The organism is Kitasatospora sp. NPDC087271, from assembly GCF_044744605.1.
Lineage (GTDB): Bacteria > Actinomycetota > Actinomycetes > Streptomycetales > Streptomycetaceae > Kitasatospora.
The window spans coordinates 184834-199643 of record NZ_JBIUYQ010000003.1; the positions used below are offsets into that span (position 1 = coordinate 184834).

The 14810-nt window shown below is 76.9% G+C and carries 1 protein-coding gene (running past one end of the window); it reads right to left on the reverse strand.

The genetic code is table 11. The features are described 5' to 3' along the window. Nucleotides 1-14810, reverse strand: the 3' portion of a protein-coding gene (locus ACIO9K_RS07360) for a type I polyketide synthase (RefSeq protein WP_400328047.1). 13234 nt of this gene lie beyond the right edge of the window; the window shows 14810 of its 28044 coding nt (coding positions 13235-28044); its start codon lies beyond the right edge, outside the window; it ends in the stop codon at nucleotides 1-3.

A 14810-nucleotide genomic window follows, 5' to 3' on the forward strand; every position in this document is an offset into this window, starting at 1 on the left:
TCAGTCCTGGGCGTGGTCGGGGTCGTTGCGCAGGGCGGCCTGTACCAGGTCGTCCAGGTCCATCGCGTCGATCGCGTCGGTGTCCTCGGCCTCCTGGGCGGGCCCGCCGTCGGCGAGCCTCAGCAGCGCGTCCAGGACGCCGCTGCGCCGCAGGCGGTCCAGCGGGACGGACTCGACGAGCGCCCGCAGGCGGGCGCGCTCGGGGTCCACGCCGTCCGTTCCGGCCCCGCCGTCGCCCTCGAACAGCCGGCCGAGCAGGTGCTCGGCGAGCTCGGTCGGGCTCGGGTGGTCGAAGACCAGCGTCGGGGACAGGTCGAGGCCGGTGGCGGCGCCGAGCCGGTTGCGCAGCTCGATCGCGCCGAGCGAGTCGAACCCGAGGTCGCGGAAGGCCTTCTCGGGGCCGACGGCCTCGATGCCGGGCAGCCCGAGCACCTCGGCCGCGCGGCCGCGCACCAGCCCGAGGAGGGCGGCGGAGCGGCGGGCCGGGCTGAGCGCGGCCAGTTCGGCGCGCAGCTCGCGGCCGTCGGCCGGGTCGCCGCCGGGGCCCCGCGGGTCGGCGTAGCCGGGGAGTTCGGCGAGCAGCCGGCTCGGGCGGACGGCGGTGAAGGCCCGGACGAAGCGCTCCGGGTCGACGTCGGCGACCAGGGTGGTCGGCACGGTGTCGAGGACGGCGCGGCGCAGCGCAGCGACCGCGACGGCCGGGTCGAGCGGCCGGATGCCGGTGCGGCGGGCGGCCTCGCCGGCCCGGGCGTCGGCGGCCATGCCGCCACCGGCCCAGGCGCCCCACGAGAGGGACGTGGCGGCGAGTCCGTCGGCGCGGCGGCGCTCGGCGAGGGCGTCGAGGACGGCGTTGGCGGCCGCGTAGTTGCCCTGGCCGGGGTTGCCGACGGCCGCGGAGGCGGAGGAGAACAGGGCGAAGACGGCGAGGTCGCGGTCCCTGGTCAGCTCGTCGAGCAGGAGGGCCGAGGTGGCCTTGGCGCGGTAGACGTCCTCGAAGCGGTCGGGGGTGAGGCCGTCGATGACGCCGTCGTCGAGCACGCCGGCGGCGTGGACGACGGCGGTCAACGGGTGTTCGGCGGGCACGGCGGCCAGGACGGCGGCGAGCGCCTCCCGATCGGCCGCGTCGCAGGCCGCGACGGTGACGGCGGTGCCGGTGGCGGCGAGTTCCTCGCGGAGCTCGGCTGCCCCGGGAGCGTCCAGGCCTCGACGGCTCAGCAGCACGAGGTGCCGCGCGCCGGCGGCGGCGAGGCCGCGGGCGACCTCGCCGCCGAGCGCGCCGGTGCCGCCGGTGATCAGGACGGTGCCGGTCGGGTCCCAGTGCGCCTGGTCACCGGCCGGAGCACCACCGGCCGTCGAGCCGCCGGGCGTGGCGGCCAGGCGCCGGCCGAGGACCCCGGTGGGCCGGACGGCCAGCTGGTCCTCCCCGTCCGGGTCGGCGAGGACGGCGGCCAGCAGGGCGGCGGTGCGCCGGTCGAGGCTGGCGGGCAGGTCGATCAGGCCTCCCCAGCGCTGCGGGAGTTCGAGGGCCGCGACCCGGCCGAGGCCCCAGACGGCCGCCTGGGCCAGGCCGGTGACGCGGTCGCCGGGGGCGGCCGCGACGGCGTCCCGGGTGAGGCACCACAGGGGTGCGCCGATCCGGGCGTCGCCGAGGGCCTGCACCAGGGCGGCGGTGCGGGCGAGCCCGGCGGGGGCGCTGCCGTCTGCGGACTCGTCGAGTGCGAGGAGCGACACCGATCCGGTGATCTCCTCGGCCGCGCAGGGGAGTTCGGCGAGCTGCTTGGCGAGGCCGGCCCGGTCGGTGTCAGCCTCGACGGTGAGCCGGACGGCGTCCGCGCCGAGTGCGGCGAGGACGGCGTCCGTCCAGGCCGTGTCACCGTGGCCGGCCGGTACGACGGCGAGCCAGGTGCCGGCCGGGGCCGCGGCGCAGGGCCGGTCGAGCGGCTTCCAGCCGATCCGCCGGCGGCGGGCGTCCACCGTGGCCTGCTCCTCGCGCCGGTCGTGCCAGTCGCGCAGCGCCGGGAGCACCTGGGCGAGGGCGTCGCCGTCGACGTCCAGGGTGCCGGCGAGCGCGTCGAAGGACGCGGTGCGCAGCGCCGTCCAGAACCCGCCGTCCGGGGAGGCCACCGGGGTCACCGACTGCTCCGGCCAGTAGCGCTGCCGCTGGAACGGGTAGGTGGGCAGGTCGACCCGGCGGGCGCCGGTGCCGGCGAAGACGGCGGACCAGTCCGGCGCGAGCCCGTCGGTGTGCAGCCGGGCGACGGCGGCGAGCAGGGTCGTGCGTTCGTCGCGGCCGTGGCGCAGCGCGGTGGCGGTGACCACCGGGCGGGCCGGGTCGGCGTCCTCCCCGGTGTTGGCCTGGACGAGGGCGGACAACACGCCGTCCGGGCCGAGTTCGAGGTGGCGGCGCACGCCGCGGGCGGTGAGGGCGGCGACGCCGTCGGCGAAGCGGACGGCCTCGCGGACGTGGCGCACCCAGTACTGCGCCCCGTACTCCGCACCGGTGTCGCCGGTGACGACGTCGCCGGTCAGGTTGGACACGAGCGGGATGCGCGGGGCGGCGTGGGCGATGCCCCGGGTGGTCCGCTCGAAGTCGTCGAGCATGGCGTCCATGTGTACGGAGTGAAACGCATGGCTCACCCGCAAACGCCTAGTCCTGCGTCCGTCGGCGGCGAATCCGGCGGCGATGCGTTCGACGGCGTCCGCGTCTCCGGAGAGGACGACGGCGCGCGGGCCGTTGACGGCGGCGATCGAGACGCCGTCCGTCAGCAGCGCCAGCACCTCCGCCTCCGTCGCCTCGACGGACACCATCGCTCCACCACCCGGCAGTTCGGACATCAGCCGGGCACGAGCGGCCACCAGCGCGCAGGCGTCCTCCAGCGAGAACACCCCCGCCACATGCGCCGCCGCGATCTCACCGACCGAGTGCCCGACCACGAAATCGGGCCGCAGACCCCACGACTCCACCAGCCGGAACAGCGCCACCTCCAGCGCGAACAGCGCCGGCTGCGCATACCCCGTGCCGTCCAGCAGCGAAGCCTGCGCCGAACCCTCCCCCGCGAACATCACCGGGCGCAGCGGCCCGGCCAGCCGCCCCTCGAAGCCCGCGAGGACGGCGTCCAGCGCGTCGGCGAACACCGGGTGGGAGGCGTACAGCTCCCGCCCGGCGCCGGGGCGCTGCGAGCCCTGGCCGGGGAAGAGGAAGGCGGTCCTCCCACCCAGGGGCGAGCCCTGGAGGAGCTGCGGGACGGCCCGGCCGTCGACGAGGGCGTGCAGGCCCTGCGTCAGCTCGGCGCGGTCGGCGGCGAGCACGGCGGCCCGGTGGTCGAGCAGCGTGCGGGTGGTGGCGAGCGAGTGGCCGAGGTCGCGGACCGTCAGCTCCGGGTGCGCGGCGAGGTGGCCGAGCAGCAGGTGGGCCTGCTCGCGCAGCGCGGCGGGCGTCGCGGCGGAGAGCGGGACGGGCAGCGGCCGGTCGTCCGGGTGCTCCTCGGCCGGCTCGGCCGCGGGCGGCGCCTCGACGATGACGTGGGCGTTGGTGCCGCTCGCGCCGAAGGCGGAGACGCCCGCCCGTCGCGGGTGGCCGGTGGCCGGCCACGCGGTCTCCTCGGTGAGGAGCTCGGCGGCGCCGGCCGTCCAGTCGACGTGCGAGGACGGCGTGCCGACGTGCAGCGTGCGCGGCAGCAGGCCGTGCCGCATGGCCAGCACCATCTTGATGACCCCGGCCACGCCGGAGGCGGCCTGGGTGTGGCCCAGGTTCGACTTCAGCGCGCCGATCAGGACGGGCCGTTCGCGGTCCTGGCCGTAGGTGGCGAGGAGCGCCTGCGCCTCGATCGGGTCGCCGAGCCTGGTGCCGGTGCCGTGCGCCTCGACGGCGTCGACCTCAGCGGGCGCCAGGCCCGCGTTGGCCAGGGCGCGCCGGATGACGCGCTGCTGGGACGGGCCGTTGGGCGCGGTGATGCCGTTCGACGCGCCGTCCTGGTTGATCGCGGAGCCGCGCAGGACGGCCAGCACGCGGTGGCCGCGGCGCTCGGCGTCGGAGAGCCGCTCGACCACCAGGACGCCGACGCCCTCGGACCACGCGGTGCCCTCGGCGGCGTCGGAGAAGGTGCGGCAGCGCCCGTCCCGGGACAGCGCCCCCATCTCGCCGAACTCCACGAAACCGACCGGGCTCGACATCACCGTCACACCGCCCGCCAGGGCCAGCGAGCACTCGCCGGACCGCAGGGCCTGGGCGGCCAGGTGCAGCGCCACCAGCGAGGACGAGCAGGCGGTGTCCACGCTGACCGAGGGCCCCTCCAGCCCGAGGGTGTAGGAGAGCCGGCCGGAGAGCAGGCTCGCGGACTGCGCGGTCTCGACGTGCCCGAGCTGGCCGATGGTCGGCCGGTAGTCGCCGCTGCCGCCGCCGACGAAGACGCCGGTGTCGCCGCCGCGCAGGCCCGCCGGGTCGATCCCGGCGCGCTCCAGCGCCTCCCACGCGGTCTCCAGGACGAGCCGCTGCTGCGGGTCGACGACCATCGCCTCGCGCGGGGAGACCCCGAAGAAGGCGGCGTCGAACTCGGCCGCGTCGTACAGGAACCCGCCCTGCTGGGTGACGCTGCGCCCGCGCCCGTCACAGTCGCCGTGGGCGAGCCGGTCGAGGTCCCAGCCTCGGTCCGCCGGGAAGGGGCCGATCGCGTCGGTGCCCTCCCGCAGGAGCCGCCACAGGTCCTCGGGCGACCGGACGCCGCCCGGGTAGCGGCAGCCCATGCCGACGATCACGATCGGGTCGTCGGTGTCGGCGGCGACCGCCGAGCGCTCCACTTCCCGCGCCTCGTCGAAGAGTTCGGCGCGGAGGTGGACGGCGAGGGCCGCCGGGTTCGGGTAGTCGAACACGAGGGTCGCGGGCAGGCGCAGGCCCGTCGCGGTGTTGAGCCGGTTGCGCAGGTCGACGGCGGTCAGCGAGTCGAAGCCGAGGTCCTTGAACGGGTGCCCGGACGGTACGTCGTCGGCGTCGGTGTGACCGAGCACGGCGGCCGACTCGGTCCGGACGATCGCCAGCAGCACCTCGGTGCGTTCGGCCGCCGACCGCTCGCGCAGACCGGCGCGCAGCGCGTCGGCGCGGCTCCCGGTCTCCTCCTCGGGGCGCGCGGCGACGCGGGCCTCGGGCAGGTCGGCGAAGAGCCGCGTCGGCCGGGCCTCGGCGAAGGCGGGCGCGAAACGCTCCCAGTCGACGTCGGCGACGGCGACGGCCGGACCGTCGGGGGCGGCGGCGAGCGCCGCCAGGGCGCGGTCGGGCGCGATCGGCGGCAGCCCGTTGGCCCGCAGGTGCGCGGCCAGGGAATCGGGCGTGCTGCCCGCCCAGGCGCCCCACGAGACGGCGGTGGCGGCCCGCCCGGCGGCACGGCGGCCCTGGGCGACGGCGTCGAGGAGGGCACCGGCGGCGGCCTCGTCGGTCCGGCCCTTCACGCCCCAGGTGCCGGTGATCGACCCGAAGAGCACGTAGGCGTCGAGCTCCCGGTCCGCGAGCGCCTCGTCGAGCGCCCTGAGGTCGGCGAGCAGCCCGGCGAGGTGGTCGGCGGGCTCGCCGGCCCGGCCCGTGTAGAGGACGGCGGAGAGGTCGGGCAGCCCGAGGACGGAGGCGACGGCCTTCGCGTCGCCGGGCGTGCCGGTGACGAGTGTCAGCCCGGTGCCGTGCTCGGCGAGCTCGGCGCGCAGGCGATCGACGGCCTCGCCGTCGATGTCGGCGTCAGCGGCGAGCAGCGTCACCTGCTGAGCACCCGCACGGGCGAGCCAGCGGGCGGCGGGGGTCGCGTGGCCTGTCGGGTCGCCGACCACCAGGACCGAGCCGCGCGGGGTCCACGGGCGTGCGGTGTCGGGCGTCGCGGCGCGCACGAGGCGGCGGGCGAAGGCTCCGGCGGGGCGCAGCGCCAGCTGGTCCTCACCGTCCCCGGCCGTCAGCAGGGCGCGCAGGCGGGCCGATGTGCGGGCGTCGGGCGCTTCGGGGAGGTCGATCAACCCGCCCCAGCGCTGCGGGTGTTCGAGGGCGGCCACCCGGCCGATGCCCCAGACGGCCGCCTGCGCGGCGTCCTGCGGGGCCTCGGTGTCGCCGACGGCGACGGCGCCCCGGGTGAGGCACCAGAGCGGGGCCTCGACGCCGGCCTCGACGAGGGCGGCGAGCAGGGCGTCCGGCCGGGCGAGCCCGGTGGGCACGCCGTCGGGGGCGGCGAGCAGGGACACCACGCCGGTGATCGGCCCGGCGAGCGGGGCCAGGTCCGCGGCGCCGTCCCCGCCGACCGCCACACGCACGACGTCCGCGCCGAGGGCGGCGAGCACCGCGGACGTCCAGGCGTCGTCGTCCCGGTCGGCCGGGACGAGGACCAGCCACGTGCCCGGCAGGGCGTCCGGGCCGGTGGGGGCGGCGTACGGCTTCCAGACGGCGCGGTAGCGCAGCCGGTCGGCGTCCGTCCGCTCGGTCCGGCGGCGGCGCCACGCCGAGAGGGCGGGGAGCAGCGCGCCGAGCGACGTGTCGTCGTCCAGGCCCAGGGTCGTGCCGAGGGCGGCGGTGTCGGCGCGCTCGACGGCGGACCAGAACGCGGCGTCCGCCGGGTCGCCAGCCGCGAAGGCCTCCGGCGCGCGCTCGGGCCAGTACAGCTCGCGCTGGAACGGGTAGGTGGGCAGGTCGGCGTGGCGGGCGCCGGTACCGGCGAGGAGGGCGGTCCAGTCGACCGGCACGCCCGCGACGTGCAGGCGGGCGAGGGCGGTGACCAGGGTCCGTTCCTCGGGCCGGTCGCGGCGGCAGGTCGCTTCGACCACGCGGTCGAGGTCGCCGGCGGACCGCTGGGCGAGCGCGGCGAGGACGCCGTCCGGGCCCAGCTCCAGGAAGGCGGTGGCGCCCGCCTCTTCGAGCGCCCGGACGCCGTCGGCGAAGCGGACGGTCTCGCGGACGTGGCGCACCCAGTACTCGGGCGACTCGACGTCCTCGGCCAGGGCGCCGGTCAGGTTGGAGACCAGCGGGATCGAAGGCGCCTGGTACGCGAGCCCGTCGAGGACGGCCCGGAAGTCGTCCAGCATCGGCTCCATCAGCGGCGAGTGGAAGGCGTGCGAGACCCGCAGGCGCGTGGTCCGCCGGTCGACGAAGTGCGCCTCGATCGCGGCGACGCCCTCGGCAGTGCCCGACACCACCACCGATGTCGGACCGTTCACCGCCGCGGTCGAGACGGACTCGCCGAGCAGCGGCAGGACTTCGTCTTCCGATGCCTCCACGGCGAGCATCGCGCCGCCCTCCGGGAGCGCCTGCATCAGCCGGCCGCGAGCAGCCACCAGCGTGCACGCGTCCTCCAGCGAGAACACCCCGGCCACGTGCGCGGCCGCGATCTCACCGATCGAGTGCCCGGCCACGAACTCAGGCCGCACGCCCAGGGATTCGACGAGCCGGAACAACGCCACCTCGACCGCGAACAGCCCGGCCTGGGCGTATTCCGTCCGGTTCAGCAGTTTCGCGTCGTCGCCCCACACCACGTCCCGCAGCGGCCGGTCCAGCTGCTGGTCCAGCCGTGCGCAGACCCCGTCGAAGGCCTCCGCGAACACCGCGAAGCGGGCGTACAACTCCCTTCCCATGCCGAGCCGTTGCGATCCCTGCCCGGAGAACAGGAAGGCCGTCGAGCGCTCGGCGGCGACGCCGCGCGCGACCTCGGCGCCGTCCAGCAGCACCGCCCGGTGTCCGAGCGAGGCCCGGCCGACGGCCAGCGAGTGGGCGACGTCCAGCGCGGACGGCCCGTCCACCTCGGCGAGGCGCGCGAGCGAAGCGTCCAGCGCGGCTTCCGACTTGGCGGAGAGCACCCACGGCGCGGCGTCTGCGGGCAGCACCGGACCGGCCGGGTCCGCAGCCGCAGGCGCCTGCTCCAGCAGGACATGCGCGTTGGTGCCGCTGACGCCGAAGGCGGAGACGCCGGCCCGGCGCGGGCGGCCGGTCTCCGGCCAGTCGCGGGCCTCCGTCAGGAGCTCCACGGCGCCGGCCGTCCAGTCGACATGCCGGGAGGGCGCGTCGACGTGCAGCGACTTCGGCAGTTCCCCGTGCTGCATCGCGAGCACCGTCTTGATCACGCCGGCGGCGCCGGCGGCGGCCTGGGTGTGGCCGAGGTTGGACTTCACCGAGCCCAGCAGGAGCGGCAGTTCGCGGTCCCGCCCGTAGGCGGCCAGCAGGGCGTGTGCCTCGATCGGGTCGCCGAGGGCGGTGCCGGTGCCGTGCGCCTCGACGGCGTCGACCTCGGCGGCGGTCAGGCCCGCGTCGGCGAGGGCCGCGCCGATCACCCGCTGCTGGGCCCGTCCGCTGGGGGCCGTCAGCCCGTTCGAGGCGCCGTCCTGGTTGACGGCGCTGCCGCGCACGACCGCGAGCACCGGGTGCCCGAGCCGGCGGGCGTCGGAGAGCCGCTCCAGGACGAGCACGCCCGCGCCCTCGGACCACGCGGTCCCGTCGGCGGCGTCGGCGAAGGACTTGCAGCGGCCGTCGGCGGCGAGGCCGCCCTGCGCGGTGAACTCGACGAAGGCGTCCGGGCTGGACATCACCGAGGCGCCGCCGGCCAGGGCCAGCGAGCACTCCCCGGCGCGCAGCGCGCGGGCGGCCAGGTGGAGCGAGACGAGGGCGGAGGAGCACGCGGTGTCGACGGTGACGGCCGGGCCCTCCAGCCCGAGCGTGTAGGAGAGGCGGCCGGACAGGACGCTCGCGGTGTTGCCGGTGGCGGCGTGGCCGCGGACGTCTGCGGTGCCGCGGCGCAGCACGGTCAGGTAGTCCTGGCCGTTGGTGCCGACGAAGACGCCGGTGTCGCTGCCGCGCAGGCGGTCGGGGGCGATGCCGGAGCGCTCCAGGGCCTCCCAGGAGGTCTCCAGGAGGAGGCGCTGCTGGGGGTCCATGGCGAGGGCTTCGCGGGGGGAGATGCCGAAGAAGCGGGCGTCGAAGCGGCCGACCCCGTCGAGGAAGCCGCCGTGGAGGGTGGCGGAGCCGCCGCGGCCGAGCGCGTCGAGGTCCCAGCCGCGGTCGACGGGGAACGGGCGGACGGCGTCGGCGCCGTCGCCGAGCAGCCGCCAGAGGTCCTCCGGCGACTCGATGCCGCCGGGGAAGCGGCAGGCCATCCCGACGATCACGACGGGGTCGTCCGAGACGTCGTGCAGGACCGGGGCCCGGCCGGGTTCGGGCAGGGTGCCGAGGAGTTCGGCGAGGAGGTGGGCGGCCAGGTCGGCCGGGGTCGGGTGGTCGTAGACCAGGGTGGCGGGCAGGCTCAGGCCGGTGGCGACGGTCAGGGCGTTGCGCAGTTCGACGGTGGTGAGGGAGTCCATGCCGAGGTCGGTGAAGGGCTGGTCGGCGCCGACGCGTTCGCCGCCCGCATGGCCGAGGACGGCCGCGACGCGCGTGCGCACGAAGTCGAGGACGAACCGCTCCCTGGCCTGCTCGGACAGCTCGGCGAGGCGCTGCCGCAGCCCGGACTCCGGGGCGGCGGTGGCCGCACGGTCGGCCGGCCCGGCCAGCGCGGCGATCAGCGGGACGGGCCGCTGCGGGGTGAAGATCGCGGCGAAACGCCGCCAGTCGATGTCGGCGACGGTGAGCGCGGTGTCGTCGTGGTCGAGGGCGTGCCCGAGGGCGGTCAGGGCGAGCTCGGGCGCCATCGGGCCGTAGCCGCCGCGGCGCACCCGCTGTTCGACGCCGGCCCCGGCCATGCCGTCGCCGGCCCACGGGCCCCACGCGATCGCGGTGGCCGGGCGGCCGTCGGCGCGCCGCTGCTCGGCGAGGGCGTCGAGATGGGCGTTGGCGGCGGCGTAGTTGGCCTGTCCGGCGGCTCCGATGGTGCCGGCGGTGGAGGTGAACAGGGCGAAGACGGCGAGGTCGGCGTCGCGGGTCAGCTCGTCGAGGTGGTGCGCGGCGTCGACCTTGGGGCGGAACACTTCGGCGAAGTGCTCGGCGGTCAGGGTGTCGAGGGTGCCGTCGGCGACGACGCCGGCGGTGTGGAAGACGGCGGTGAGCGGCCGGTCGGCGGGGACGGCGGCGAGGACGGCCGCGAGGGCGTCCCGGTCGGCGGCGTCGCAGGCGGCCAGGGTGACGTCGGCGCCGAGGGCGGCGAGGTCCGCGCGCAACTGCCCGGCGCCGGGGGCGTCCGCGCCGCGACGGCTGAGCAGCAACAGGTGCGCGGCGCCCTGGGCGGCGAGGCGACGGGCGAGCTGCCCGCCGAGGCCGCCGGTGCCGCCGGTGATGAGCACGGTACCGGCGGGCGTGTACGGCCGGACGGCCGGGCGCTCGCCCAGCGGGTGACCCAGCGGGTGGCGCACGAGGCGCCGGGCGAAGGTGCCGGAGGCGCGGACGGCGAGCTGGTCCTCGCCGTCGGTGCGGGCGAGCGCGGCGGCCAGGCGGCGCAGCGCGGTGTCGTCGAGCTGCTCCGGCAGGTCGATCAGCCCACCCCAGCGGGTGGGCAGTTCGAGGGCGGCGGAGCGGCCGAGGCCCCAGACGGCGGCCTGCCAGGGGTCGGCTGGCCGGTCGGAGCGGCCGGTGGCGGCGGCGCCGCGAGTGAGGCACCACAGCGGGGCGGTGAGGCCGGCGTCGCCGAGGGCCTGGACGGCGGTGACGGTGGCGGCGAGCGGGTCGTCGCCGAAGGCGAGCAGGGACAGGACGCCGGTGAACCCGCCGTCTTCCGCGGTCACGTCACGGAGCTGTGAAGCGAGCGCGGCCCGGTCGCCGGAGACCCTGAGGGTCACCCCGTCGACGAGCCCGTCCGCCCACGGCGCGTCGTCCGAGGCGAGCACCAGCCAGCGGCCGGACGGCCGGGCCTCAGCAGCGCCCGGCCCGTCGAGCGGCGTCCAGGAGGCGCGGTAGCGCCAGGCGTCCACGGCGGAGCGCTCGCGGCGGGCGCGGCGCCAGGTGGAGAGGGCGGTCACGGTGTCGCGGTCGAGGTCAAGACCGGTGCCGAGCGCCCCGAGGTCGCCGCGGTCGACGGCGGCCCAGAACTCGGCGTCCACGGGGTCGGATCCCACCGACGGGACGGACCGGCCCTCCGGCCAGTAGCGCTCCCGCTGGAACGGGTACGTGGGCAGGTCCGCGCGGCGGGCGCCGGTGCCGGCGAAGACGGTCGCCCAGTCCGGGCGCAGGCCGCCGACGGCCAGCCGGGCGAGCGCGGCCGTGAGGGCCGGGACACCGGGCCGGCCGCGGCGCAGCGCGGGCACGCCGGTGAGGCGGGCGCCGTCGCCGAGGGTGTCGCGGGCGGCGGCGGTGAGGACCCCGTCCGGGCCGAGTTCGAGGAAGGCGGCGGCGCCGTGGCCCGCGAGCGTCTGGACGGCGTCGGCGAAGCGGACGGTGCCGCGCACCTGCCGGGCCCAGTACCCGGGCGCGGCGAGCTCGTCGGCGGTGGCGGGCGCGCCGGTGACGGTGGAGATCAGCGGGATCGCCGGGGCGTCGTAGGTGAGCGCGGCGGCGACGCGGGTGTAGGCGTCGAGCATCGGCTCCATGTGCGGGGAGTGGAAGGCGTGCGAGACGCGCAGGCGCTTGGTGCGCCGCCCGTCGGTCGCGAACTGCTCGGCGATGCAAAGGACTTCACCCTCGTCGCCCGCCAGGACGACGGCACGCGGGCCGTTGACGGCGGCGATCGAGACGCCGTCCGTCAGCAGCGCCAGCACCTCCGCCTCCGTCGCCTCGACGGACACCATCGCTCCACCACCCGGCAGTTCGGACATCAGCCGGGCACGAGCGGCCACCAGCGCACAGGCGTCCTCCAGCGAGAACACCCCCGCCACATGCGCCGCCGCGATCTCACCGACCGAGTGCCCGACCACGAAATCGGGCCGCAGACCCCACGACTCCACCAGCCGGAACAGCGCCACCTCCAGCGCGAACAGCGCCGGCTGCGCATACCCCGTGCCGTCCAGCAGCGAAGCCTGCGCCGAACCCTCCCCCGCGAACAGGACGTCCCGGACGGGCCGTTCGTAGCCGAGGTCGAAGCGGGCGAGGACGGCGTCCAGCGCCTCCGCGTACACCGGGTACCGGTCGTACAGCTCCCTGCCCATGGCCGGGTACTGGCTGCCCTGGCCGGTGAACAGGAACGCCAGGCCGCCGCCGGCCGCCCGGCCGGTGACGAGCGCCGCATCCGGCAGGCCGTCGCGCAGGGCGGCGAGGGCGCGCCGCAGCTCGGCGCGGTCCCCGGTGGTGACGGCGGCGCGGCGGTCGAACGCGCTGCGGGTGGTGGCGAGGGAGAACGCCAGGTCGGCGAGCGGCAGTTCGGGCTGCTCGTCGAGCGCGGTCAGCAGCCGCTCGGCCTGGGCGCGCAGGGCCTCGTCGGTACGGGCGGACAGGGCGAAGGGCACGGTGTCACCGTCCGTCGGCACAGCCGCCACAGCGGTGGCCGGTACCTGTTCGAGGATCACGTGCGCGTTGGTGCCGCTCAGCCCGAAGGAGGAGACGGCGGCACGGCGCGGACGCCCGGTCTCGGGCCAGTCGCGCGCCTCGGCGAGGAGCTCGATGGCGCCCTCCGTCCAGTCGACGTGCGTGGACGGCCGGTCGATGTGCAGGCTGGCCGGGAGCACACCGCTGCGCAGCGCGAGCACGGTCTTGATGACGCCGGCCACGCCGGAGGCCATCTGGGTGTGGCCGATGTTGGACTTCACCGAGCCGAGCAGCAGCGGCAGTTCGCGGTCCTGGCCGTAGGTCGCGAGCAGCGCCTGCGCCTCGATCGGGTCGCCGAGCCTGGTGCCGGTGCCGTGGCCCTCGACCGCGTCGACCTCGCCCGGGGCGAGCCGTGCGCTGGCGAGCGCGGCACGGATCACGCGCTGCTGCGCGGGCCCGTTGGGCGCGGTGAGGCCGTTGGAGGCGCCGTCCTGGTTGACGGCGGAGCCGCGCAGGACGGCGAGCACCGGGTGGCCGAGCCGCTCGGCGTCGGAGAGGCGCTCGACCAGGACGAGGCCGACGCCCTCGGCGAGGCTCATGCCGTCGGCGGCCTCGGCGTAGGCCTTGCAGCGGCCGTCGACGGCCATCGCGCGCTGGCGGCTGAAGCCAACGAACGCGTTGGGCGTGGCCATCACGCTGACGCCGCCGGCGAGGGCGAGGGAGCTCTCCCCGTTGCGCAGCGACTGGCAGGCCAGGTGCAGGGCGACGAGCGAGGACGAGCACGCGGTGTCGAGCGTGACGGCCGGGCCCTCGAAGCCGAAGGTGTAGGAGAGCCGGCCGGACAGGACACTCGGGATGGTGCCGGTGACGAGGTGCCCCTCGGCGCCGTCCTGGGCGGAGTCGCCGGGGCTGTAGTCCTGGTAGCTGGCGCCGATGAAGGTACCGGTGAGGCTGCCGCGCAGGGCGGACGGGTCGAGGCCGGCGCGCTCCATGGCCTCCCAGGCCGCCTCCAGGAGGAGGCGCTGCTGCGGGTCCATGGCGAGGGCCTCACGCGGGGAGATGCCGAAGAACGCGGCGTCGAAGTCGGCGACGTCCTGTAGGAAGCCGCCGCGCACCGAGTACGTGCGGCCGGGCGCGTCCGGGTCCGGGTCGTACAGCCCCTCGGTGTCCCAGCCCCGGTCCGCCGGGAACTCGGTGATGGCGTCGCCGCCCGAGGTGACGAGCCGCCACAGGTCCTCGGGCGAGGCGATCCCGCCGGGGTAGCGGCAGCTCATGCCGATGATCGCGATCGGCTCGTCCGGTGCGGCGCCCACCGTCGTGGCGGCGGGGCCGTCGGCGGCGGCGCCGACGGTCTTCTCCCGTAGGAAGCGCACCAGGGCGAGCGGGTTCGGGTGGTCGAACACGAGGGTGCTGGGCAGTGTGAGCCCGGTCGCGGCGGCCAGCCGGTTGCGCAGGTCGACGGCGGTCAGCGAGTCGAAGCCCACGTCGCGGAATGCCCGCTGCTCGGACAGCACGTCGGGCGAGGCGTGACCGAGCGTGGTGGCCGCCTCGGCCCGGACCAGGTCCAGCAGCCGGCGCTCCTGCTCGGCGGCCGGTAGGGCGCGCAGCCGGGCGATGAACCCGCCATCCCCGGAGGGGCGGTCGGCGGCCTCGGCGAGCCGGCGCACCTCGGGGACGTCCTCGAACAGGGCGGTCGGGCGGCCGGAGGTGAAGACCGGGTGGTAGTGCTCCCAGTCGACGTCGGCGATCGCGAGCACCTGCTCGTCGGCGTCCAGGGCCTGGCGCAGCCCGTCCAGGGCGAGCGAGGGGTCCATGAAGACCAGGCCGCTGCGCCGGATCCGGCCGGGGTCGACGCGGCCGAGCTTCAGGTCGTCGGCCCAGATGCCCCAGGAGATCGCGGTCGCCCGGCCGCCGCGGGCGCGGCGGCGCTCGGCGAGCGCGTTGAGGTAGGCGTTGCCCGCGACGTAGGCGGCATGCCGGCCGCTGCCCCACATGCCGGCGGTGGAGGAGTAGAGGACGAAGGCGTCGAGCTGGTCGTCGGGCAGGAGCTCGTCGAGGTGGCGGGCGCCGGCGGTCTTGGCGTGCAGGACCTTGGCGAAGGCCTCGTGGGTGCTCTCCTCGATCGACAGCAGCTCGATGACGGCGGCGGTGTGCACGACGGTGCGCACCTCGTGGCCGGCGGCGGCGAGGTCGGCGAGCATCCGCGCGACGGCGTCGCGGTCGGTGAGGTCGCAGGCCGCCATCTCGGCCGTGCAGCCCGCGGCGGCGAGCTCGGCGAGCAGTTCGGCGGCGCCCGGCGCGGTGGCGCCGCGGCGGCTGGTGAGCACGATCCGCTCGGCACCCTCGGCTGCGAGGCGGCGGGCCAGGTGCGGGGCGAGGGTGCCGGTGCCGCCGGTGATGAGGACGGTGCCGCGCAGCGTCCGGGCCTCCCGGTGGGTGGCGGCCTCGGCGCGCACGATGCGGCGGGCGTAGGCGC